This is a genomic window from Cryobacterium sp. PAMC25264 (assembly GCF_019443325.1).
Taxonomy (GTDB): Bacteria; Actinomycetota; Actinomycetes; order Actinomycetales; family Microbacteriaceae; genus Cryobacterium.
The window spans coordinates 1,412,753-1,433,595 of sequence record NZ_CP080383.1; the positions used below are offsets into that span (position 1 = coordinate 1,412,753).

Sequence of the window (20,843 nt, forward strand, 5' to 3'; positions counted from 1 at the left end):
CGCTGAGTCGCCGCCAATGGCGCATTGTGTGCTAATTCTTGGTTTACAGCAACGCATTTCTGCGCCTGTCTGCAGAAGTGCGAACGTCACCACGACACATTCACCTTGAGGAAGAGGCATTCGACTATGGCTTTTGCACCCACCAGGCGTGGCCGCGCCATCGGCGTCACCGCCGGTCTCGCCGCCGCAGCACTCGTTCTCGCCGGCTGCTCGGGCAGCCCGGCCGAGGATTCCGGCTCGGCGGCACCGCTGACCATCGGCACCACCGACAAGGTCACCACGCTCGACCCGGCCGGCTCGTACGACAACGGTTCGTTCGCCGTGCAGAACCAGGTCTTCCCGTTCCTCATGAACACCCCCTACGGCAGCCCCGACGTCCAGCCGGACATCGCGGTCTCCGCCGAGTTCACCGCACCGACCCAGTACACGGTCACCCTCAAGCCCGACCTCGTGTGGGCCAACGGCAACGACCTGACCTCCTCCGACGTCAAGTTCACCTTCGACCGTCAGCTGGCCATCGCGGCCGACAACGGCCCCTCGTCACTGCTCTACAACCTGGACAGCGTCGACACGCCGGACGACACCACCGTCGTCTTCAACCTCAAGGCCCCCGACGACCAGATCTTCCCGCAGATCCTGTCCAGCCCGGCCGGCCCGATCGTCGACGAGGAATCCTTCTCGGCCACCGAGCTCACCAGCGACGACGACATCGTCAAGGCCAACGCGTTCGCCGGCCAGTACGTCATCACCAGTTACAACTTCAACTCCCTCATCGGCTACAAGGCCAACCCGGACTACGCCGGCCTGCTCGGCCCGGCGAAGACCGACGTGGTCAACGTGAAGTACTACGCCGACTCGTCCAACCTCAAGCTGGACGTGCAGGAGGGGGCTATCGACGTCGCCTTCCGCAGCCTCTCCGCGACCGACGTCGAGGACCTCCGCGGCAACGACAAGGTCCAGGTCGTCGACGGCCCGGGTGGCGAGATCCGCTACATCACGTTCAACTTCGACACCCAGCCGTTCGGCGCGACCACCGCGGACGCTGACGCCACCAAGGCCCTCGCCGTGCGTCAGGCCGTCGCCGACCTCGTCGACCGTGAAGAGATTGCCGACCAGGTCTACAAGGGCACCTACACCCCGCTGTTCTCCTACGTCCCTGCCGGTCTGACCGGCGCCACCGAGTCCCTCAAGGGCCTCTACGGCGACGGCTCCGGCGCCCCGGATGCCGACAAGGCCAAGGCCACGCTGACCGCGGCCGGCATCACCGCGCCCGTTGAACTGAACCTGCAGTACAGCAACGACCACTACGGCCCCTCGTCGGGCGACGAGTACGCGCTCATCAAGGACCAGCTGGAGTCCTCGGGCCTGTTCACCGTCAACCTGCAGACGACCGAGTGGGTCCAGTACTCCAAGGACCGCTCTAGCGACGTCTACCCGGCCTACCAGCTGGGCTGGTTCCCGGACTACTCCGACGCTGACAACTACCTGACGCCGTTCTTCCTCACGGAGAACTTCCTGAAGAACCACTACGCCGACCAGGAGGTCAACGACCTGATCCTGCAGCAGGCCGTGACCGTCGACCCCGCCGAGCGCACCACGCTCATCGAGGAGATCCAGGACAAGGTCGCGGCCCAGCTGTCGACCGTGCCCCTGCTCCAGGGCGCCCAGGTCGCCGTCACCGGCACCACGGTGACCGGAACCAGCGACACGCTCGACGCGTCGTTCAAGTTCCGTTACGCGGCCCTCGCCAAGGGCTAGGACCCCGGTCACACCTGGCTAGACGACGGGGGCGTTCGGGCGGCACATAGCCGAACGCTCCCGTCTTTCGTTTTGCACGAGTGAGGTAGGAATGACGACTGTAGTGACCACCCCCCAGGCCCCGGCGGCCGGGCCGGAACCCACACCCCCGACGGCGACCAGAAAACGCGCCGGCGGCGGCATCGTGCGCTACATCGTGGTGCGCTTCCTGCTGATCTTCCCCACCATCTTCATCCTGGTCTCCATGGTGTTCTGGCTCATGCGCACCACGGGTGACCCGATCACGGCAGCCCTCGGCGGCCGGCTCAGCGCCGACCAGCTCGCCGAACGCGTCGCGGCCGCCGGTTACGACAGGCCCATCCTGGTGCAGTACTTCGAGTACCTCGGCCAGATCTTCACGGGCAACTTCGGCACCACCATCAGCACCAACCGACCGGTCTCCGAGGTGCTGCTCACCTACGGCGCCGCCACGGCCGAACTCGCCTTCTACGCCCTCCTCGTCGCCTTCATCGTCGGCATCCCGCTGGGCATGGTCGCCGCCTACTGGCGCGACAAGTCGCCGGATGCGTCGCTGCGGATCTTCGCGATCCTCTGCTACGCCACCCCGGTGTTCTTCTCCGGCCTGCTGTTCAAGCTCATCTTCGCGGTCTGGCTCAAGGTGCTCCCCGTCGCCGGGCGTGCCTCGACGGGATCGGAGTTGCAGATGCAGCTCCTGCCCGACAAGACCGGGTTCTACACGATCGACGCCATCCAGACCGGCAACCCGGTCGTGCTCGCCGACGTGCTCTCGCACGCTGTGCTGCCGGCCCTCGCGCTCGGGCTGCTCACCGCCGGTGTGTTCCTCCGCCTCGTGCGCACCAACGTGATCGGCACCCTCGGCACCGACTACGTCGACGCCGCCAGGTCCCGCGGCGTCAGCGAATTCCGGCTGGTGCGTAAGCACGCCTACCGTCCGGCGCTGATCCCGATCATCACCGTGATCGGCCTGCAGATCGCCCTGCTGCTCGGCGGAGCGGTGCTCACAGAAACCACCTTCGAGTGGAAGGGCCTCGGCTTCATGCTCTCCGAGTTCCTCAAGGCCCGCGACTTCGTGGCCGTGCAGGGCATCGTCGCCCTCCTCGCGGTGATCGTGGCCCTGTCCAACTTCATCGTGGACATCATCGCCGCGCTGATCGACCCGAGAGTGCGGTACTAGCCATGACACGCAAACCGAACAGGCTCTCCCGTCTGCCCATCGTCCACCAGCTGCACCAGAGCGTCGGCCTCCAGCGCGGCATGCTCGTGGCCGGCCTGGTGATCACCGCGGCGTTCATCCTCACCGCGATCCTCGCTCCCGTGATCGCGCCCTACGGCTACAGCCAGCTGCGGGACGCGAACGGTGTCTTCGGCGCCCAGCAGCCCCCCGGCGGTTCGCACCTGTTCGGCACCACCGTCGGGGGCTACGACGTGCTCTCCCGGGTGCTCTGGGGTGCTCAGACCGCCCTGTTCGTGATCGTCGTCGCCGTGCTGCTGTCGATCTTCGCCGGTGTGTTCCTCGGCCTCGTCTCCGGCTACTTCGGCGGCTGGCTCGACCGGGTCCTCGTCGTCGTCTGCGACGCCGTCTACGCCTTCCCGTCGCTGCTGCTGGCCATCGTCATGTCCATCGTCATCTCCGGCGGCAAGTCCAACCTCGTTGGCGGTGTCTTCGCAGCAGCGATCTCGATCACGGTCGTGTTCATCCCGCAGTACTTCCGGGTGATCAGGGCAGAGACCGTGCGGATCAAGTCGGAGGCCTTCGTGGAGTCGGCGCGGGTGCTCGGCGCCGGAAACACCCGGATCATGTTCCGGCACGTACTGCGCAACGCCACCCGCACGCTGCCGCTGATCTTCACACTGAACTCCTCCGAGGCGATCCTCACCCTGGCCGGCCTGGGCTTCCTCGGCTTCGGCATCGAACCCACCGCGGCCTCCGAGTGGGGGTACGACCTCAACAAGTCGCTCTCCGACGTCACCAGCGGCATCTGGTGGACCTCGCTGTTCCCCGGCCTGGCCATCGTGCTCGTCGTGATGGGCATTACCCTGGTCGGTGAGAGCCTGAACGACCTGGCCGACCCGCGCCTGCGCGGTCGCCGCCGGGTCGCCTCGTCCTCCGGTCTCGTCGCCGAGACCTCCGTGGTGCCCGGCGGCACCCTGGATGCCGGCCCAGGCGGCCTGGCCGGGCTCGAGACCGGCTCGGCGTCGCCCACCGACGCCCCTCCGACCAACAGCCTTCCCCTTGACGACAGCGAGGCCACCCGATGAGCGACATCCTCACGCCAGCCGGGGCCGCCCCGGTGCCCGAGCAACCGACTGTGCTCCGGATCGACGACCTCGGCGTCGCCTTCTCGACGGATGCCGGCTCCGTGCGCGCCGTCGACGGGGTCTCCCTCAGCGTCCGCCGCGGCGAGGTCCTCGCCATCGTGGGAGAAAGCGGCAGCGGCAAGACCGTCACCGCCAAGACCATCCTTGGGCTGCTGCCCGAGACCGCCGTGTCCGAGGGCGCCGTCATCCTCAGCAGCCGTGACGGGGCCAGCGAGAACAACGTCATCGCCCTGAGCAAGCAGCGGCTGCGCCAGGTGCGCGGGACCGACGTGTCGATGGTGTTCCAGGAACCGTCCACGGCGCTGAACCCGGTGTACACCGTCGGCTGGCAGATCATGGAGGGCATCAGGGCGCACGGCTCGGTCAGCCGCTCCGACGCCAAGGCCAAGGCCATCGAGATCCTCGGCCGGGTGGGCATCCCCGACCCAGAGGTACGCGTCAACTACTACCCGCACCAGTTCTCCGGCGGCCAGAAACAACGCGTGGTCATCGCCATGGCCCTGGTCCTCGAGCCCGGTCTGATTGTCGCCGACGAACCCACCACGGCACTCGACGTGACCGTGCAGGCCGAGATCCTTGACCTGCTGCGGCGCTGCCGCGACGAATTCGGCACCGCGATCGTGCTGATCACGCACAACATGGGCGTCGTAGCCGACCTCGCCGACCGGGTTGCCGTGATGTACCAGGGCAAGGTGGTGGAGGAGGCCGACGCCGTCACCCTGTTCACGGCGCCGAAGGATCCCTACACCCAGCGGCTGCTCGCCGCGGTCCCCTACGTGGGGCAGGGCGTCGTCAGGGCGGCGGAACGGGCAGCGGCCCGCACGCCGGAGTGGGCCGAGCAGGCGCCCGTCGTCGTCGCAGACAATCTGCGCATCCAGTACCCCGGCCGGCTCGGCCGGGCCGGCTTCGTGGCTGTGGACGGGGTCAGCTTCTCGATCCGCCCCGGCGAGGTCCTGGGCCTGGTGGGGGAGAGCGGCTCGGGCAAGACCACGATCGGCCGCGCCATCGCCGGCCTCACCAGGGTCACCGAAGGGTCGCTGAGCGTGCTCGGGCACGAGATGAACGGATTCAAGGAACGCCGGTTCAAGCACCTGCGCAGTGACATCGGATTCGTGTTCCAGGACCCGGCGTCCAGCTTCAATCCGCTGCTGACCATCGCCGACTGCGTCGCCGAGCCCCTCGTCGTGCACGGCCGGGCGTCGAGCCCGCGTGGCGCGAGGGCCAGGGTCGACGAACTCCTCGAGGCCGTGCAGTTGCCGCGCGCCTTCGGTGACCGATACCCGCACGAGCTCAGCGGCGGCCAGCGCCAGCGGGCGAGCCTGGCGCGGGCCCTGGCGCTTGAACCCACCCTGCTCATCGCCGACGAGCCGACCTCGGCTCTGGACGTGTCGGTGCAGGCGCGGGTGCTCGAGCTCTTCGCCGAACTGCAGCGCGAGTTCGGCTTCGCCGCCCTGTTCATCAGCCACGACCTCGCCGTGGTCGACATCCTGGCCGACCGCATCGCCGTGCTCTACCACGGCCGTCTCGTCGAGGAAGGGACGGGCGCAGAGGTGCTCGGCGCCCCGAGCGACCCGTACACCCGACGGCTGCTGGCGTCCCTCCCCGTGCCCGACCCGGCCGCACAGGCGCTGCGGCGGGAAGAGCTCGCGAGGTTGCGTGCGGCAGGATAGAACCCATGAGACGCGCCGAAGCAGATCCGTATCCGATCGTAGCCAGTGACCTCACGGTCGAATATCCGGCGCACGGAGCGAGTTCGTCCTTCGTCGCGGTGCACGGCTTCACCCTGACCCTGGGCCGCGGTGAGGTACTCGGCCTGCTCGGCGAGAGCGGCTCGGGGAAGAGCACCCTGGCCCGGGTGCTGTCGGGGGCGGAGGCGGCGGCCGGGCACGGTGACGTGCGTGCGCAGATCACCGGCGGTGAGGCCACGGTGCTCGGCTACCCGTTGCGCCGCATCGGTCGGCGAAAGCTCAGCACGCTCACCTTCGGGGTGGGGATGCTCGCGCAGGACGCCGCCAGCACCCTCCCCGCCAGCCTGACCGTGGCCGACATCGTGGGAGAGCCGGTGCTCGAACGCGACCGCAAGTTCGACACGGCCGAGCTGGCGACGCTGGTGGCCACCATGGTCGACGCCGTGCGGTTGCCCCTCTCGTTGCTCGGCAAGTACCCCTACGAGCTCAGCAGCGGGCAACGCCAACGGGTGGCCCTGGCCCGGGCGCTGGTCTTCGGGCCCGCCCTGCTCATCGCCGACGAGCCGACCGCGGGCGTCGACGCGCTCGTACGCGACGATGTCATCGACCTCATCGGGGAGCTCCAGCGCGAGCGGTCGTTCTCCGCCGTCCTGATCAGCAACGACCTCGGGGTGCTCCGACGGGTCGCCGACCGGATCGGGGTGATGCACCAGGGGGTGCTGGTGGGGCTCGGGACCATCGATGAGGTGTTCGACAACCCCTGGCACCCCTACGTGGTCGAACTCGCGGCGGCGCTCACCCTCGACAACGCCGACCCGGGCCAGGGGGAGCCGGCCGGCCGGCCGGAACCGGACGCCCGGCCCGCAGCCGACGTCGAGACACTGGACTGAGCCGTGGCCCAACATCGCGCCGTCCTGGCCCCCCAAACCGCCACCGTGCGGCCGTCAGGCGCTCGCTCAGGCCCCATCGCGATCCTCCCGGAGGACTCCGCGGTTTTCGCCGAGGCCGTGGCCGAGGCCGGCGGCGAGGTCGCCGCACTGTCCGAGCACACCAGGGGACTCATCTGGCTCTCCTACGCCAGGGCCGCTGAGCTGGGCGACGTCCTGGCCGCACATCCGCAGCTGGCCTGGGTGCAACTGCCGTGGGCGGGCATCGACGCCTTCAGCGACGTGCTCACCACCCACCGGCGGGACGACCTGCTCATCACCAGTGCGAAGGGGGCGTTCGCTCAGCCCGTCGCCGAACACGCCCTGGCCCTCGCCCTGGCGTCGCTGCGGGTGCTCCCCGAGCGCGCCAGGGCACGATCCTGGAACGCGGTGCCGGCTGGCGAGTCCCTGTACGGCCGGACCGTGCTGATCATCGGAGCCGGCGGCATCGCCCGCGAGCTCATCCGGCTGCTCGGCCCGTTCGGCACCGAGACCGTGGTGGTGCGGCGCAGCACCGACCCGGTGCCGGGCGCCACCCGCACCGTGACCACGCAGGCTCTGTACAGCGAGCTGCCCCTGGCGGATGTGGTGGTGGTCGCCGCCGCCCTGACCGACGACACCCGCCACCTGCTCGGAGCGACCGAACTCGGCCTGATGAAGAAGACGGCACACCTGGTCAACATCGCCAGGGGTCCGCTCGTCGACGCCGACGCCCTGGTGGAGGCGCTCCGCTCCGGCACCATCGCCGGCGCCGCGCTGGACGTCACCGATCCCGAACCGCTGCCACAGGGGCATCCGCTCTGGACCGAGGCCCGGTGCCTGATCACCCCGCATATGGCCGACACGCCCGAGATGACCGCACCGCTGTTGGCCGAACGAATTCGCCTGAATGTGGCCGCTTTCCTAGGAAACGGGCCGTTCGTCGGGGTTGTCGACACCGAGTCGGGCTACTGAACGGCACCCTCGATTTGGCAGACGGCGATCTTTTGGTAAAGTAGCTACGCTGTTCAAGGCGAGGGAAACTCTCGCCGAGCACACATTCCTCGATAGCTCAATTGGCAGAGCAGCGCACTGTTAATGCGCAGGTTCTTGGTTCGAGTCCAAGTCGGGGAGCGAAAAGGTCACTAGGGGCTCCACCCCCGGTGGCCTTTTTTAGTGGCCGGCGGGTGCCTCAGCGGGTGCTGGCCGCTAGTCTGATCCCGAATGTACCGAAAGGTGGCCGATGTGTCTGTCTGGCAGAGTCTGAGCGCCGTCCTCGCGGGGCTGACCGTGATCTTCCTCGTGCTCTGGCTCCGCTCGGCCGTGCGGCAGCGCGGCAGCCGGTTCGACCGGTCGGCCGCCGAACGCGTGCGGATCGACCTCGAACTCTCGCTCGCCGAACAGCACGGCCGGCTGGCGATCATCCGCGAGCTGCAGGACATCGCGGTGCTCTCGCTTGCGCGCCTGATCACCCGGGCCGAGGGCGCCCGCTACGCGGCCGAGAGCGACCCATCCACGGCCGTACGGGCGGCGACGGCGCTCGTCGACGACGGCAGGGTCACCCTGGCCGACCTCCGCCGCGTCCTCACCATCGCGCGCGAGGGCGAGTCCATCCAGGCCAGGCAGCCAGGGCTGCAATCGGCCCACAACCTCTTCGGGGTGATGCGGGATGCCGGCCTGGCCGTGGGCTTCACCGAATCGGGCGACCGGTTCCCGCTCAAGCCCGGCGCTGAGCTGGCCATCTACCGGATCCTGCAGAGCGCGCTGGCCAACGCTCTCAAGCATGGCGGCGCCGGGACCGAGGCGCGGGTGTCCTTCACCTGGACCCAGGACGGCCTGCAGCTGCTCATCGACGATGACGGTATCCGTGCCGCCGCCCGCCGGGAGAGCGCGTCAGCGTCCGACTTCGCGGCCCGCACGACCTATACGATCGACGACGACCTCAAGGCGCTCAGCGAGAGCATCTCCGGCGCGGACATCACGCAGATGCGCGAGCGGGCCCAGCTCTTCGGCGGCATCTTCAACGCCGGCACGGTTCCGGGCGTCGGGTTCTCCGTCTCCGCGGTGTTCCCGTCCCTGCGGTTCCACAACGGCGTGCACGGAGTGAACCTCTCCCGCTGAGGCTCAGTTCTCGGGGCGCTCAGCTCTCGAGATCGTCGACCCCGGGCAGCCAGCTCACGCCGGGAACCCCCCACCCGCGCTTGCGGCTCACCTTGGCGGCGATCTTGGCGTAATGGTGCTCGAGCCGGTCCACGTACAGGGTGCCGTCGAGATGGTCGAACTCGTGCTGGAAGATTCTGGCCAACCAGCCGTCCGCGCGAATCTCGAACGGGTTCTGCTCGAGGTCCACGGCGCGCAGGATCGCCGATTCCGCGCGGCAGAGCGGAAACCGCTCACCGGGGAAGGACAGGCATCCCTCGACGTCCTCGTCCTCGTCGGCCTCTGCGGCCGGCACCGGGGTGATCCACAGCTCCGGGTTGATGGCCACCCCGCGGGTCTCGATCTCGTCGTCGTCCAGGTAACTGAACGTGAAGAGCCGTAGCCCCACGCCCACCTGGGGTCCGGCGAGACCGACGCCGGGGGCGGCGTCCATGGTCTCGAACATGTCCTGCACCAGCTCGCGCAACGCGTCGTCGAAGACTTCGACGGGGGCTGCGGGGGAGTGCAGGACGGGTTCACCTGAAATTACTATCGGTCGTACGGCCATTCAGCAAGGATATCGGCATCGATCTCGATAGTCTCGTTGAGTGACTCCCGACCTGACAGACCTGGCTGGGGAGATCGCCATCGATCCTCGTCAGGCAATTGGAATCCCACTCGCGTTGATCGGAGCGGTCTTCCTCTCGTTGGGCGCACAATTCCAGCACCGCGGGGTGACCAAGGTCGAGGCATCCACCGTCGAGGTCACCGGCGGCCTGAGCACCCGCCAGCTCATTCTCCTGCTGTCCCGCCCGTCCTGGGTGTTCGGCACCCTCATGCTCGGCATGGCCATCGCCTTCCAACTCACCAGCCTCGCCTTTGCACCGCTCATTGTCGTCCAGCCGCTCGGCGCGGTCGCGCTGGTGATCACCGCGATCCTCAACGCCAGGGTCAGCCGGCTCAAACTCAACCGGGCGTCGATCATCGCGATCGCCATGTGCGTAGGCGGTGTGGGCCTGTTCGTCACGGTCGCGGCCTTCACGGCCGTGGACAAGCCGGTGACCGACGCCAACCTCATCACGATCCTCATCGTGCTCGCGGTGGTGCTTTGCGCCTTCGCCGCGGCCTTCGTGATGCTCCGCACCCGATTCCAGGCGATCTTCTACATCATCGGCGCCGGCGTGCTGTACGGCTTCGTCGCCACGCTCGCCAAGGTGATCATCAACCGCATCCAGAACGGCAACTTCGAGTGGCTCACCCTCGTCTGCGTCGCCGGCCTGCTGCTCGCCGCTGGCGCAGGGGCGTACTTCGTGCAGAACGCCTATTCCTCCGGACCGCCGGACCTGGTCATCGCCGGGCTCACGGTGATCGACCCGATGATCGCTGTCGGAATCGGGATCGTCGTCCTGGGGGAGGCCTCGCAGGCTCCCGCCTGGGCCGGCGTGCTGTTCGCCCTCGCCGGCGCCGTCGCCATCTGGGGTGTCTTCAGGCTGGCAAAATACCACCCGCAATCCGCGAGCTGACCTGTGGTTTTCATGAACGCGCCGCGTCTGGGGGACTGCCATGGCCGAGCCGGTTTAGAATAGGGTGCTAACACACCTCGACGGCGTGTTCCGTCGAGACCCAGACTTCGTGCCGGACGCTCATCCCCGGCCCACCTACGTAGGGACTACGCCACTTGTGCGCTTCATCAGATTTACCGGAACAATCGTCCGACCGGGTGACCCCGGCGACGAGGCCCATCCGCGTCCTCATCGCTGCGGACACGTTCGCGCCGGACGTGAACGGTGCCGCCCGGTTCGCTGAACGACTCGCGGCGGGCCTGGTCGCCCGCGGCCACGTCGTCGCCATCATGGCCCCGGCCGCCACGCGCAAGCACGGCACCTGGACAGAGGTGCACGAGGGCGAGTCCATGACGGTGCACCGTCTGCACAGCTGGCGCTGGTACCCGCATGACTGGCTGCGCTTCGCACTGCCCTGGATCGTACGCCGCCACAGCCGCGCCATCCTCGATTCCTTCCAACCCGATGTCGTGCACTTCCAGTCCCACATCGTCGTGGGACGGGGTGTGGCCATCGAAGCCCAGAAGCGCGGCATCCGCATCGTGGGCACCAACCACTTCATGCCGGAGAACATGCTGCAGTTCTCTCTCGTCCCCAAGGGCTTCCAGCACCAGGTGGTCAAGGCCCTCTGGAAGGCCGCTGAGCACACCTTCAAGCGGGCCGAATCCGTCACCACCCCGACCCGGCGGGCCGCCGAGTTCCTGGAGAAATACACGGGACTCACCGGAGTGCACGCCATTTCCTGCGGGATCGACGCCGACAACTATTCGCCTAGTTTCGCGCCGCGCACCGAGAACCGGATCCTCTTCGTGGGCCGGGTCACCGGCGAGAAGCAGATCGACGTGCTGGTGCAGGCCGTCGCCCTGCTCGACGCGAGCCTGGATGCCCAGGTCGAGATCGTCGGCGGCGGCGACCAGCGCCGCAATCTGGAACTCCTCGTCGAGAGCCTCGGCCTCAGCTCGCGGTTCACCTTCACGGGCTACGTCACCGACGAGGAACTGCGCCAGGCGTACTCGCGGGCCACGGTCTTCGCGATGCCCTCGATCGCCGAGCTGCAGAGCATCGCGACCATGGAAGCCATGGCCTCCGGCCTTCCGGTCGTGGCGGCCAACGCCATGGCCCTGCCGCACCTCGTGCACGACGGGCAGAACGGTTACCTCTTCGAGCCGGGCAGTGCCCAGGACCTCGCGGACAAGCTGACCGTGGTGCTCACGGCGTCCCCCGACGAACTTGATGCGCTCAAGAACGAGTCGCTCAAGCTCATCGAGGCGCATGACATCAAGCGCACGCTGACGACCTTCGAGCGTCTGTACCGCGGCGAACGGATCGACACCCCCGCCGGAACCGCCGCCGAGGCGGCGTCGTCACGACAGGTGCTGGACGGCACGCCCGCCCACGACTGACGCCGGGCGCTGTGCCCGGACGGTACGATAGACGTCACACACGGGGTGGTAGCTCAGCTGGTTAGAGCACGCGGCTCATAACCGCACGGTCACGGGTTCAAGTCCCGTCCACCCTACCGAGGCAGCCGTTCCCCTGCATGGCCGGGACGGGCGAAGATCTGTGCCACTATATGAGGAATTGCCTTCAGCCTCCTCCCGAAAGTACCTACCATGCCCGGACGGTTCCCCCTTCGTACCCGCACCTCCCGCACCGTCCTCGCCGGCGGCCTCACAATGCTGGCCCTCGGTCTCACAGGGTGCAGCAGCTTCACCCCGCTGATCGGCGCGCAACCGCTCCAGAACGTCGCCGCCGCCGCGACGCCGACGCCGTCCGCGACACCGGACCTCGTCTTCGACTCCGTCTTCACCGACATGGGGTCTGTGCACCCCACCCTCATGATCGGCGACGACCTCGAGTTGCAGCTGGACATGTGGACGGAGCAGAAGACCCACGAGTGGTACACGGACAGCGAGAAGCTGTTCTCCTTCGTCATCAACGTCTTCGACCGGTCCGTCCCCGCCGACGCGCCGTTCGCGGCGAAGCGCCTGGTCTACATGTCCAACATCTCCGTGACCGCCACGACCTCGACGACCAGCGGTGCGTCCGTGTCGCCGTTCGTCCTGGACACCGACCCCCTCCTGGTCACCCTCGACCCCGAGGCGCTTCGCTCGGCGGACGGGTTGCTGATCACCTCGCCCAAGGGCGGCTTCCAACTGGAGTCCAACCAGATCGGCACCCTGAGCGCTGACACCTATGGCGTCATGCTCGACTTCGCGATGACGATCTCGGCCGAGTCCTCCGCGGGCGCCGGCGGATACACCAAGCAGATCGTGCACGTCCCGGTGCCGGTCGCCATCTTCCCCCGGGCCTGACCCGCTGCGGACCGGTTCCGCTCGGGGACCGGTCCCGGTGCGGGACAATGGAGTGTGTACATTCTGGTGACCCGAACGCGCCCGGACCGGGTGCGGCTCAGGGAACTCGACGCCAACGGCGCCCCCACGCCACCGACCGGCACCGGCACCGACGTGACACTCTCCGACGCGGCCTTCGCGGTCCACGCCCGCGCCAGGGAGGACGGTGGTGTCCGCTGGGTGTGGGAGGACACCGCGGAGATCTACCCGTTGTTGTTGCGCGCCCGTCTTCGCGTGCAACGGTGCCACGACCTCCGCCTCTGCCACGCCATCCTGCGGAACTCCGCCCTGACCGGTGCGAGCGCGCTGGCAAACGCTCCGGCAGGTCGGTGGGATGCGCCGGCCGCCGTTCCCCGCCCGGAGACAGCGGGTTCCACCCTCTTCGACATGGATCTGGGCGGCGCGGCGGACGCAGGCGGCGAGACGCAGGACGAGGACGCCCTCACGGAGTTCCTGGCGCAACTGGCCGCCGTCGCTGCCAGCGCCGAACCCGGTCGGCTGCGGCTGCTCCTGGCCGCTGAGTCGGTCGGCGCCCTGATCGCGGCTGAGATGCAGTTTGCCGGGCTGCCGTGGCGCAGCGCCATCCACGACACCCTGCTGACCGCTGAACTGGGCCCCAGAGCGGCGACCGGCCAACGGCCGGCCCGCCTGGAGGGGCTCGCGGTCCGCATCCGCAACGAACTCGGCGACCAGACGGTCAACCCGGACTCGCCCCCCGAGCTGCTCCGCGCCCTCAACCGGGCCGGGGTGCAGGTCACGACGACCCGGGCCTGGGAGCTGGAGAAGCTGTCGCACCCGGTGATCGAACCGCTGCTGCGCTACAAGAAACTCGCCAGGCTGCAGAGCGCCAACGGGTGGTACTGGATGGAGACCTGGATCGTCGACGACAGGTTCCACCCCGAGTACCTGCCGGGCGGTGTGGTGACCGGTCGGTGGGCCACCCGCGGCGGCGGAGCGCTGCAGCTGCCCCGGCAGATCCGGGGAGCCGTGGTGGCGGACCCCGGGTGGCGTTTCGTCGTGGCCGACGCCGCCCAGTTGGAACCTCGCATCCTGGCTGCCCTGTCGGCGGACACGGCCATGGCCTCGGCCGGTCGAGGAACCGACCTCTACGCGGGCATCGTGGCCAGCGGTGTGGTGGAGACACGCGCCCACGCGAAGGTCGCCATGCTCGGCGCCATGTACGGCGCCACCTCGGGCGAGAGCGGGCGCCTGCTGCCCCGCCTGGCCCGGGCGTACCCGCGGGCCCTCGCTCTCACGGAATCCGCGGCGCGGGCCGGGAGCGCGGCGACATCGTCAGCACCCGGCTGGGGCGGTCCTCGCCCCGCCCCGGCCCGGACTGGCAGGACGAGCAGGCCAGGGGAGCGAGGACGGCGCCGGCTCGGCGGCCCAACGACGGGCACGCAGCCAGGCCGGGGACTGGGGCCGGTTCACCCGCAACTTCATCGTCCAGGGCACCGCAGCGGAGTGGGCGTTGTGCTGGATGGCCGAGATTCGGAAGGGCCTGTGGGCGCTCTCCTCACCGGCGGCCCCGGAGTCCGGGGCGGCGCGCTCAGCGCCCGGCCCCTTCGCCTCCGTACCGCACCTGGTCTTCTTCCTGCACGACGAGGTCATCGTGCACACCCCGGCGGCCCTGGCCGACGATGTCGCGCGCATCGTGGGCGAGGCTGCGGCGACGGCGGGGCGTCTGCTCTTCGGCGACTTCCCGGTCGATTTCCCCTTGACCTGTGTTGTGGTGGACAGCTATGCCGACGCGAAGTAGAGCGCTCAGCCGGGCGGTCGCGACGAACCGGCGGGTGCCGGCCGGCGTCCTCGCTTCGGGCGCAGGCCGCTGAGTTCACGGTGCAAGGGCGGGCCGTCGCCCTGCTCCCCGGCCAGGCCGGCGACCTCGGTGAGCCACGCCAGAGCCGCACTGCCTTGGGCGGCGTCCGCGGCGTCGGCCAGCTGGTCCTGACCGGAGTCCGGTTCCGTCGCCTGCGCCGCGAGCCGACACTGCCACGCCGACCGGTAGCCGGCCACTACGACCGTGAGGTCGATGTGGGGGAGCGACGAGGCGATCATGACGCGCTCGAGCATGTCGTTCCACTCGTCGCCGGAGCTGCTGCGGGTGTCGTGCAGCCAGGCGACGGCCTCGGTGCGGCCCGTGTCGGTGAGCCCGTACAGGGGCAGGCCGTCCGCCGTCGTCCCGGCGGATTCGACGGCGCCTTGGGTCATCAGGCGCTCCAGGGTGGCGTAGATCTGGCCCACGTTCACGGAGCGACGTCCGCCGGTGCGACGGGCGAGTTCGCCGTGCAGCTGGAAGCCGTAGGCGGGGCCCATGGTCAGCACGGCCAGGAGCGAGTTGCGTACCGACACCGTGCCTCCGAAATCCACTAAAGCTATACCGAATATACATAACGCGTGGCCGCTTCGTTGTGATTTCCCGGTTTGGTGGGGCATAATTCAGCTAATAGCACCGCCCATAGCCCGCATCCGTCGGTCTGGTCCCGGTTCCACAGTTGTTGCAGTCGAGTTCGTTGGGGAAGACGCACCTCGAACAACAACCAGGGAACGGAGAACACGATGACGGCACCCCATGCTCGTCAGTCACCGACTGCGCGGGGAGTTTTGTATGTGCATTCGGCACCGCGCGCCCTGTGCCCGCATGTGGAGTGGGCCGCCAGCCGAGCGCTCGACGAGGCGGTCAGTTTCGACTGGAGCGCGCAGCCCGTGCTTCCCGGCGCCCAACGTGCCGAGTTCTATTGGGAGGGGGCGCCGGGAAGCGGAGCGGCCATTGCCTCCGAGCTGCTGGGCTGGGAGCACCTGAGGTTCGAGGTGACCGAGGATCCCGGCCCGGGCCGCGACGGCGGCCGCTGGGTGCACACCCCGGCCCTGGGCATCCACTTCGCCCAGACCGACACGGCGGGCAACGTCGTGCTGCCCGAAAACCGGCTGCGGGCGGCTATGTCCACCGCGGGAACGGACCCGGCCGCGCTGCAGCACGAACTGCACCGGGTGCTCGGGCAGGCCTGGGACGACGAGTTGGAGGCGTTCCGGCACGCCGGTGACTTCTCGAGCGTGGTCTGGCTGCATCGCGCTGGCTGAGGCCGTGCGGGCCGACGCCGGGCGGCTACGACAGAAGCCGGCCACCCGACCGTGGTCGGGCGCCGGCTTCAGCGACGTGCGGGCGGGTTAGACGGACCGGAAGGCGACGACGGCGTTGTGGCCGCCGAACCCGAACGAGTTGCTGATCGCCAGCAGGTCTCCGGCACCCAGTGCCCGGGGCGAGGTGACGACGTCCAGGGGAATGGCGGCATCCTGCTCGGTGAGGTTGATGGTCGGCGGAAGCATCCGTTCGGCCAGGGCCTTGACCGTGAACAGCGCCTCGATCGCGCCGGCGCCGCCGAGCAGGTGCCCGGTCGAGGCCTTGGTGGCCGACACGGGGATGCCCTCGAGCAGGTCGCCGAAGACGCGGCGCAGCGCGTTGTACTCGGCGATGTCGCCCACGGGCGTGCTCGTGGCGTGAGCGTTGATGTGCATCACGTCGGCCAGGTCGGCGCCGGCGTTCTGGATGGTCTGGATCATGGCGCGTGCCGCGGCGGAGCCCTCGGGGTCCGGCGCGGTGATGTGGTACGCGTCACTCGTGATCGAGCCGCCGAGCAGCTCCGCGTAGATGTGTGCGCCGCGGGCCAGGGCGTGCTCCTCGGTCTCCACGACCAGCGCAGCGGCGCCCTCACCGAGCACGAAGCCGTCCCGGGTGACGTCGTACGGGCGGGAAGCCGTTGCCGGGTCGTCGTTGCGCTTGGACAGCGCCTGCATGGCGGCAAAGGACGCGATGGGCAGCGGGTGGATGGCCGCCTCCGAACCGCCGGCTATGACGACGTCCGCGAGTCCGGCCTGCAGGCGGTTGTAGGCATTCACGAGGGACTCGGTGCTCGAGGCGCAGGCGGACACCACGGTGGTGATGCCGGCGCGCGCGTGCAGGTCCATGCCGATGGCCGCTCCGGGGCCATTGGGCATGAGCATGGGAACCGTCATCGGCAGGACGCGGCGCGGGCCACGTTCGCGGAGGGTGTCCCAGGCGTCCAGCAGGGTCCAGACCCCGCCGATGCCGGTGGCCCAGTCCACGGCGAGCCGCTCGGGCTCTACGGCGGGCATGCCGGCATCGGCCCAGGCCTCACGGCCGGCGATGAGGGCGAACTGGCTGGACGGGTCGAGGCGCTTGGTCTCGTGGCGTGCGAGGACGTCGATGGGCTTGACCCGGGCCTGGGCGGCGAAGGTGATGGGGAGCGCCGTGCGCTCGACCCACTCATAGTCGAGGGTGGATGCGCCGGACTCGCCGGCGAGGAGGGCGTTCCAGGTATCTGTGGCGGTCCCGCCGAGGGGGGAGGTGGCACCGAGACCGGTGACAACGATTTTTTTGGTCATAACAACGACTCTCCGTCAAAACGAGCGCGAGTGAGAACGTACGCGAAACGAGGCAACGACCCCGGATGGAGCGTCCCTGGAAAACGGGCCGGCCGGCAGCTGCCAGCCGGCCCGTTCGGGCGTGGACCTAGTCCTGGGCCTTGACGATGAACTCGACGGCGTCGCCGACGGTCTTGAGGTTCTTGACCTCTTCGTCGGGGATTTTGACGTCGAACTTTTCTTCAGCGTTGACGACGATGGTCATCATCGAGATGGAATCGATGTCCAGGTCGTCGGTGAACGACTTGTCCAGCTCAACCGTGTCGGTTGCGATGCCCGTCTCGTCGTTGATGAGCTCGGCCAGGCCGGCAAGAACTTCTTCGGTGGACAATGCCATGGTGTTTTCTCCTTGAGGGTGTCTCGTTTGACCGAGATTCAGTTTAGATGGACAGAGGACAGCTACGGCAGCACAACCACCTGCGCGCCGTAAACCAGGCCGGCTCCGAAGCCGATCTGGAGGGCAAGACCACCACTGAGCTCGGGGTGTTCCTCGAGCAGGCGGTGGGTGGCAAGGGGGATCGACGCGGCGGAGGTGTTCCCCGTCGTGGCGATGTCGCGGGCGATCACGACGGACTCCGGCAGCTTGAGCTGCTTGGCGAACTCGTCGACGATTCGCATGTTGGCCTGATGCGGGATGAAGGCGGCCAGCTGGTCGGCCGTGATACCGGCGGCTTCGAGGGTCTGCTTGGCGATCTTGGCCATATCCCAGACGGCCCAGCGGAAAACGGTCTGGCCTTCCTGGCGGAGCGTTGGCCACTCCTTCTCGCCACGGCGGTACTCCTGCAGCGTGGCATTCATGCCCACGGCGTCTGCGCGCCCGTCCGAACCCCAGACCGAGGCGGAGATGCCCGGGTAGTCGCTCGGGCCGATGACCACCGCGCCGGCGCCGTCGCCGAGAAGGAAGGAGATGCTGCGGTCGGTGCCGTCGACCATGTCGGAGAGCTTCTCGGCGCCGATGACCAGCGCGTAGTGCGCGGCGCCGGACCGGATCAGGGCATCGGCCTGGGCGACGCCGTAGGCGTAGCCGGCACAGGCGGCGTTGAGGTCGAAGGCGGCGGCCGGGACGGCGCCGATGCGGTCGGCGACCACGGCAGCCATCGACGGGGTCTGACGACCGTTGCTGATGGTGGCGATGATGATCGCATCGATCTGGTCGGCACGGATGCCACTCTTCTCGATGGCCTCCAGGGCCGCCGTCGTGGCCAGATCGACCGCGAGCACGTCCTGGCTGGCGCGAGTGCGGGTGATGATTCCGGTGCGCTGCTGGATCCACTCGTCGGAGGAGTCGATCGGGCCGACCAGGTCGTCGTTGGGGACGACAAGGTCGCCGCGGGCGGCGCCCACAGAGAGGATGCGGGTGTACTGGGCGCCCTGCGACTGCAGGAGTTGTGGCTGGGTCATTCGTCTCTTCCGGTGGCGACTGGGCTGATTCAGGCCTGGTGGTCGATCAGTTCGTATGCGGCAGGCAGATCGTCCGGGGTCTTGATGGCCACGCTCGGGATGCCCCGCAGGGCGCGTTTGGCCAGTCCGACGAGGGCGCCGGCGGGGGCGACCTCGATGATTCCGGTGACGCCGGCGTCGGTGAAGGCCTGCATGCACAGGTCCCACCGTACCGGCGACGAGACCTGGCCGACGAGAAGTTCGACGAAACGCGCGCCGTTGGCGACCGACGTGCCGTCCCGGTTGGTCCAGAGCGGAAGGGTCGGATCCTGCGGGGAGAGGGTGCGCGACACCGCGTCCAGGTGCTGCACGGCGGGGAGCATATGGCGGGTGTGGAACGCGCCGGCGACCTGCAGGGGAATGACCCTGGCCTTGGCCGGGGGCTCGGCGGCGAGGGCCGCGAGAGCGTCGAGGGCACCAGCGACGACGATTTGGCCGCCCCCGTTGAAGTTGGCCGGCTCGAGGTCAAGCTCGGCGAGGCGGGCGAGCAGCTCGGCCTCGTCACCGCCGAGGACCGCGCTCATGCCGGTCGGCGTGAGGGCGGCGGCGGCCTTCATGGCCCGGCCACGCTCTCCGACGAAGGTGAGCGCGTCGGTACTGCCGAGCACTCCGGCTCCGACTGCGGCGGTGATCTCTCCGACCGAGTGGCCCGCGATGCCGCCGATGCCCTCCCGGCGGCCGTCGGCGAAGAGGGCGTCGAGGGCCAGCAGGCCGGCCGCCACGATCAGGGGCTGGGCGATCGCCGTGTCGCGAATAGTGTCCGCGTCGCTGACGGTGCCCGCGGCGACGAGGTCGGTGCCGGACGGGGCGGACATGGCCGCCAGACGGTCGGCGAAGTCAGGGTTCTGCAACCACGGCTCGAGGAACCCGGGCGTTTGTGAGCCCTGACCGGGGCAGACGACAACAATCATTTCCTAAGTCTCCCAACTCGGAACAGACGGGGGGTGTGGATAATCTACCGAGTATCCGCCAGACGTTTGTCCGGAAACGCAAACGTCGGCTCTGTCGCCTCAGCGTCGCCGGGTCGATCCGTCGTGGTCGCTGATCGACCCGATGATGAGGGCTGCCTGCAGGATCAGGGCTTCCCTGGCTCCCGTGGCGTCGTAGCCGATGACTTCGGAGACCCGTTTGAGCCGGTAGCGCACGGTGTTGGGATGCACGAACAGTTCCCGCGCCGTGGCCTCGAGCGACCGTCCGTTGTCGAGGTAGCACCACAGGGTGGTGAGCAGTTCGGTGGAGTGCGCCTGCAGTGGGCGGTAGATGCGATGGATGAGGGTCGCCCGGGCCAGCGGGTCGCCGGCCAGGGCGCGTTCGGGAAGCAGATCGTCGGCCTGCACGGGCCGGGGTGCGTTCCGCCAGGACCGAGCGACGGCGAAACCGGCCAGGGCGGCCTTGGCGCTCTTGGAGGCGTCGACGAGGTTGGGCACCTCGTGACCGAGCACCAGATGTCCGGGCCCGAAGCTGGGCTCGAGTTGCAGGGCGATGTCCAGGAAGCTCAGGGGCGGTGGGCCGGTCGCGTCGTCCGAGTCCTGCACGGTGGGGTGGGCCCGGCCGATGACCAGGACCAGCCGGTTGCCCTGCACCCCGATGAGCACGTCGGCGGTCATGTGCCGGGCTGACCGGCGCAACTGGTCGACGTCGAGCATCTTGGGGGTGGTGCCGACGAGCACGCAGACCTCGCCGTGACCGTGCCAGCCAGGGCCGCGATGCGGCTGGGCAGCTCGTCGTCGTACTCGCCGGACAGGATCGAGTCCACCACGAGGGCCTCGAGCCTGGCGTCCCAGAGACCGCGCGCCTCGGCGGCGCGGGCGTAGACATCCGCCGCGCCGAAGGCGATCTCGCGGGAGTACAGCAGGATCGCCTCGCGCAGCGTTTCGGAGCCGTCCTTAACACGCTCCTCGACGACCTCGACGGTGACCCGGATCAGCTGCAGGGTCTGCTGCAGGCTCACCGAGCGAAGCAGCTCCCGGGGGGCTGCACCGAAGACGTCCGCGGCGATCCACGGGGTGGACCGGGGATCGTCGTACCAGGAGATGAAGGAGGTGATGCCGGCCTGGGCCACCAGGCCGACGGCGGACCGCCGCCCTGGTGGCATATCGCCATACCAGGGCAGCGTGTCCTCGAGTCGTTTCAACGTCGCCGTGGACAACTCACCTGAAATCGTGCGCAACCAGGTGAGGGTCTGTTCCTTTGTCTTCGGCGCCGGTGCCACGG

At 68.7% G+C, this 20,843-nt stretch carries 17 protein-coding genes, 2 tRNA genes and 2 pseudogenes; 14 read left to right on the top strand and 7 right to left on the bottom strand.

The window, feature by feature from the left end; all coding sequences use genetic code 11:
* Positions 1 to 126 precede the first annotated feature (126 nt).
* The 8 genes from KY500_RS06455 (at position 127) to KY500_RS06490 (ending at position 8,812) form a co-directional block, all read left to right on the top strand.
* Complete coding sequence (locus KY500_RS06455) at positions 127 to 1,758, top strand: ABC transporter substrate-binding protein (RefSeq protein ID WP_219902817.1); 1,632 nt, start codon at positions 127 to 129, stop codon at positions 1,756 to 1,758.
* Between the two features lie 91 nt (positions 1,759 to 1,849).
* Positions 1,850 to 2,953 carry an ABC transporter permease gene (locus KY500_RS06460; RefSeq protein ID WP_219902818.1) on the top strand — a complete coding sequence of 368 codons (1,104 nt, stop codon included), beginning with the start codon at positions 1,850 to 1,852 and terminating at the stop codon, positions 2,951 to 2,953.
* A 2-nt stretch (positions 2,954 to 2,955) separates the two neighbouring features.
* Positions 2,956 to 4,038: an ABC transporter permease gene (locus KY500_RS06465; protein ID WP_219902819.1), complete on the top strand. Its 1,083-nt coding sequence runs from the start codon at positions 2,956 to 2,958 to the stop codon at positions 4,036 to 4,038.
* The gene (locus KY500_RS06470; protein ID WP_219902820.1) at positions 4,035 to 5,768 is read left to right on the top strand and encodes an ABC transporter ATP-binding protein; all 1,734 of its coding nucleotides are present in this window, start codon (positions 4,035 to 4,037) and stop codon (positions 5,766 to 5,768) included. Before KY500_RS06465 ends, KY500_RS06470 begins: the two co-directional genes overlap by 4 nt.
* A 5-nt stretch (positions 5,769 to 5,773) precedes the next feature.
* Positions 5,774 to 6,676, top strand: coding sequence for an ATP-binding cassette domain-containing protein (locus tag KY500_RS06475; protein WP_219902821.1), 903 nt, complete (start codon positions 5,774 to 5,776; stop codon positions 6,674 to 6,676).
* 3 nt (positions 6,677 to 6,679) lie between these two features.
* On the top strand, positions 6,680 to 7,666 hold the full coding sequence (locus KY500_RS06480; RefSeq protein WP_219902822.1) for an NAD(P)-dependent oxidoreductase: 987 nt from the start codon (positions 6,680 to 6,682) through the stop codon (positions 7,664 to 7,666).
* 86 nt (positions 7,667 to 7,752) lie between these two features.
* Positions 7,753 to 7,825 (top strand) — tRNA-Asn (locus KY500_RS06485).
* Positions 7,826 to 7,936: 111 nt separating this feature from the next.
* Complete coding sequence (locus KY500_RS06490) at positions 7,937 to 8,812, top strand: sensor histidine kinase (protein WP_255579851.1); 876 nt, start codon at positions 7,937 to 7,939, stop codon at positions 8,810 to 8,812.
* Positions 8,813 to 8,831: 19 nt separating this feature from the next.
* Here KY500_RS06490 and def read toward each other — a convergent pair whose 3' ends face one another.
* Positions 8,832 to 9,398 carry a peptide deformylase gene (def, locus tag KY500_RS06495; protein ID WP_219902824.1) on the bottom strand — a complete coding sequence of 189 codons (567 nt, stop codon included), beginning with the start codon at positions 9,396 to 9,398 and terminating at the stop codon, positions 8,832 to 8,834.
* A 40-nt stretch (positions 9,399 to 9,438) separates the two neighbouring features.
* Here def and KY500_RS06500 point away from each other — a divergent pair, with 40 nt between their 5' ends.
* From KY500_RS06500 to KY500_RS06520, 5 genes and pseudogenes are all read left to right on the top strand, one after another.
* Positions 9,439 to 10,353 (top strand): DMT family transporter, encoded by a 915-nt coding sequence (locus KY500_RS06500; protein ID WP_219902825.1) that lies wholly within the window; start codon positions 9,439 to 9,441, stop codon positions 10,351 to 10,353.
* A 197-nt stretch (positions 10,354 to 10,550) separates the two neighbouring features.
* Positions 10,551 to 11,795, top strand: coding sequence for a glycosyltransferase (locus KY500_RS06505; protein ID WP_066595239.1), 1,245 nt, complete (start codon positions 10,551 to 10,553; stop codon positions 11,793 to 11,795).
* A 42-nt stretch (positions 11,796 to 11,837) separates the two neighbouring features.
* Positions 11,838 to 11,911 (top strand) — tRNA-Ile (locus KY500_RS06510).
* A gap of 94 nt (positions 11,912 to 12,005) precedes the next feature.
* Entirely contained in the window at positions 12,006 to 12,707 is a 702-nt protein-coding gene (locus KY500_RS06515; RefSeq protein WP_219902826.1) for a hypothetical protein, read from the top strand.
* Positions 12,708 to 12,761: 54 nt separating this feature from the next.
* A pseudogene (locus KY500_RS06520) lies at positions 12,762 to 14,505 on the top strand (bifunctional 3'-5' exonuclease/DNA polymerase).
* Between the two features lie 5 nt (positions 14,506 to 14,510).
* Here KY500_RS06520 and KY500_RS06525 read toward each other — a convergent pair.
* Positions 14,511 to 15,098: a PadR family transcriptional regulator gene (locus tag KY500_RS06525; RefSeq protein WP_219902827.1), complete on the bottom strand. Its 588-nt coding sequence runs from the start codon at positions 15,096 to 15,098 to the stop codon at positions 14,511 to 14,513.
* A gap of 207 nt (positions 15,099 to 15,305) precedes the next feature.
* On the opposite strand from KY500_RS06525, the gene KY500_RS06530 reads away from it, so the two are divergent.
* Positions 15,306 to 15,827, top strand: coding sequence for a DUF3145 domain-containing protein (locus KY500_RS06530; protein ID WP_219902828.1), 522 nt, complete (start codon positions 15,306 to 15,308; stop codon positions 15,825 to 15,827).
* A gap of 87 nt (positions 15,828 to 15,914) precedes the next feature.
* Here KY500_RS06530 and KY500_RS06535 read toward each other — a convergent pair whose 3' ends face one another.
* The 5 genes and pseudogenes from KY500_RS06535 to KY500_RS06555 form a co-directional block, all read right to left on the bottom strand.
* Positions 15,915 to 17,150 (bottom strand): beta-ketoacyl synthase, encoded by a 1,236-nt coding sequence (locus tag KY500_RS06535; protein ID WP_219902829.1) that lies wholly within the window; start codon positions 17,148 to 17,150, stop codon positions 15,915 to 15,917.
* A gap of 127 nt (positions 17,151 to 17,277) precedes the next feature.
* A complete protein-coding gene (locus tag KY500_RS06540; protein WP_022883990.1) occupies positions 17,278 to 17,526 on the bottom strand; it encodes an acyl carrier protein in 249 nt (82 codons plus the stop codon).
* 62 nt (positions 17,527 to 17,588) lie between these two features.
* Entirely contained in the window at positions 17,589 to 18,590 is a 1,002-nt protein-coding gene (locus KY500_RS06545) for a beta-ketoacyl-ACP synthase III (RefSeq protein WP_219902830.1), read from the bottom strand.
* A 29-nt stretch (positions 18,591 to 18,619) separates the two neighbouring features.
* Positions 18,620 to 19,540 carry an ACP S-malonyltransferase gene (locus tag KY500_RS06550; protein ID WP_219902831.1) on the bottom strand — a complete coding sequence of 307 codons (921 nt, stop codon included), beginning with the start codon at positions 19,538 to 19,540 and terminating at the stop codon, positions 18,620 to 18,622.
* A gap of 99 nt (positions 19,541 to 19,639) precedes the next feature.
* A pseudogene (locus KY500_RS06555) lies at positions 19,640 to 20,841 on the bottom strand (PucR family transcriptional regulator).
* Positions 20,842 to 20,843 lie beyond the last annotated feature (2 nt).